The sequence below is a fragment of the Micromonospora sp. M51 genome (genome assembly GCF_018070305.1).
GTDB classification, from domain to species: domain Bacteria; phylum Actinomycetota; class Actinomycetes; order Mycobacteriales; family Micromonosporaceae; genus Micromonospora; species Micromonospora parva.
In genome coordinates, this window is sequence record NZ_JAGPXZ010000869.1 from 1 (window position 1) to 2,352 (window position 2,352).

2 protein-coding genes are annotated in these 2,352 nt (G+C 70.4%); one reads left to right on the top strand and one right to left on the bottom strand.

Going from position 1 to position 2,352, the window contains the following annotated elements; genetic code table 11:
• Positions 1–87 precede the first annotated feature (87 nt).
• Positions 88–1,125: a zinc-binding alcohol dehydrogenase gene (locus tag KBX53_RS29970; RefSeq protein WP_210863029.1), complete on the bottom strand. Its 1,038-nt coding sequence runs from the start codon at positions 1,123–1,125 to the stop codon at positions 88–90.
• A 115-nt stretch (positions 1,126–1,240) separates the two neighbouring features.
• On the opposite strand from KBX53_RS29970, the gene KBX53_RS29975 reads away from it, so the two are divergent.
• A partial coding sequence (locus tag KBX53_RS29975; protein WP_210863031.1) for an ABC transporter substrate-binding protein occupies positions 1,241–2,352 on the top strand: 1,112 nt, incomplete at its 3' end.

Genomic DNA, 2,352 nt, shown 5'->3' on the forward strand with positions numbered 1-2,352 from the left:
GCCGAGGGCGGCCGCGAGGGCGAACTTCTGGATCAGGTTGGCGCCCGGCAGGAGTTGTTCCTGACAGGCCAGCGCGATGGTGGTCATCTAGAACCTCAGCACGACTTGGAGGACGTCACCGGCGCCGCCGTCGAGCAGCGCGAGGGCGTCGGCGACCGCGCTGGCGTCGACGATGTGGCTGACCAGTGGCAGCGGGTCGACGCTGCGGTCGGCCACCAGGTCCATGAAGGTCTGCGCGACCCGGTCTCCGCTCCACCGGCCGGCCATGCTCGGCGCGGGGGTGGGCCCGGAGACCTGGGCGGCGACCAACTGGATGCGGTTGTGGTGGAACTCCTCGCCGAGGCCGAGCGCGTCGGCCTGGCCCTGGTAGAAGCCGGCGGCCACGACCCGGCCGGCGTGGGTGGTGGAGCGGATCGCCTCGTGCAGCGCCGGGTACGCGCCGGACAACTCCAGGCAGACGTCGGCTCCCCGGCCGTCGGTGGCCTGGCGCAGCACGGCGGCGGCGGATGTGGTCGTTGCGTCCACTATGGAGTACGCGCCGTACCGTGCGGCGTGCTCCAGCCGGGTGGGCACCGGGTCGACGGCCACCACCCGGGCCCCGGAGAGCACGGCGAGCCGGGTGGCGAGCAGCCCGATGACGCCCTGCCCGAAGACGCCGACCCAGTCGCCGAGGTGCAGGTCACCGGCGAGCACGGCGGTCAGCGCGATGGCGCCGGGGCGGGCGAAGACCGCGGCGAGCGGATCCAGCCCGGTGGGGAGCGCACGGACCGCGTCGGCGGCGAGCACCGCCTCGGCCCGGTGCCCCCAGATGCCCCAGACGAGCTGCCCCGGATGCCGGTCGGTGACCTCCGGGGCGACCTCGATGACCTCGCCGACCTCTTCGTAGCCGAAACCGATCAGCGGGTAGGGCACCGGGGTCTGTCGGGGGACGAACATCCGGGCGGCGTCGTCCCAGTCCTTGCTGAGCCGGGGATTGCTGCCCCGGTAGAGGGTCAGCTCGGTGCCGGCGGAGATGCCCGAGTAGCAGGTGCGGACTCGGACCTGGCCGGGGCCGAGCGGATCCGGCGGACAGGGCTCGAGGCTGATGCGTCGAGGCCCGGCGAGAGAGACCACCCAGTTGCCCATGTGTCACATCCCGGTAGCACTGGGTTCCAGGATAGCAAAAAATCGCCATATGTCTTGCTATTGATCAATCGAAGGTGTTGGATCCGTCATGTACCCTTCGAGAGGAGTGCCATCGATGTCAGCACCTCCGAGGCGGATACTCGCCACCACAGTGATCCTGGCACTGACCGCGTCCACCCTGCTGGCCTGCGGCGACGACGAACCGGACAGCAACAGCAAGAAGATCACCGTCTGGAGTCTGGAGGACGTGGCCGACCGGGTCACCGCCACCAAGGCGATCATCGCCGACTTCACCGCGAAGACCGGGATCCAGGTCGACCTGGTGACCGTCAACGAGGACCAGTTCCCCTCGTTGATCGCCGCAAACGCCGCCGCCGGCGACCTGCCCGACGTGGTCGGGTCGGTCTCCCTCGCCGGCATCCGTACGCTCGCCGGCAACGAGCTGCTGCACGCATCGGCGAACGCGGAGGTCGTCGACAAGCTGGGCAAGCAGACGTTCTCCCCGCGCGCGCTGGAGTTGACCTCCGACGACGGCGGACAACTCTCCGTGCCCAGCGACGGGTGGGGGCAACTGCTGGTCTACCGCAAGGACCTGTTCGCCGCGGCCGGCCTGCCCGCCCCCGACACGTACGAGCGGATCACCGCCGCCGCGGCGCGGCTGAACACCGGCGGCGTCGCCGGGATCACCGCGGCCACCGCCCCCAGCGACGTGTTCACCCAGCAGACCTTCGAGCACCTGGCGCTGGCCAACGGCTGCCAGCTCACCGACGACTCCGGCGCGGTCACCCTGGACTCACCCCAGTGCGTCGAGGCGTTCCGCTTCTACGGCGACCTGATCCGCACCAGCTCGGTGAAGGGCGCGCAGGACGTGGACACCACCCGGGCCACCTACTTCGCCGGCAAGGCGGCCATGGTCGTCTGGTCCCCGTTCATCCTCGACGAGCTGGCCGGGCTGCGTAACGACGCCAAGCCGACCTGCCCGCAGTGCCAGGCCGACCCGGGGTTCCTGGCGAAGAACAGCGGGTTCGTCACCGCGATCAAGGGACCGAACGGCACCGAACCCGCCCAGTACGGCGAGATCAGCTCCTGGGCGGTGCTGGACGGCGCGGTGACCGATCCGGCGAAGTCCTTCGTGGAGTACATGCTCAGTGACGGCTACCCGCGCTGGTTCGGCATGTCACCCGAGGGCCGTTTCCCGGTCCGCAAGGGCACCCCGGCCGAGCCGGA

Coding starts and splice junctions, on each gene's coding strand:
- KBX53_RS29970 (WP_210863029.1), bottom strand. CDS start 1,125: ATGGGCAACTGGGTGGTCTCTCTCGCCGGGCCTCGACGCATCAGCCTC.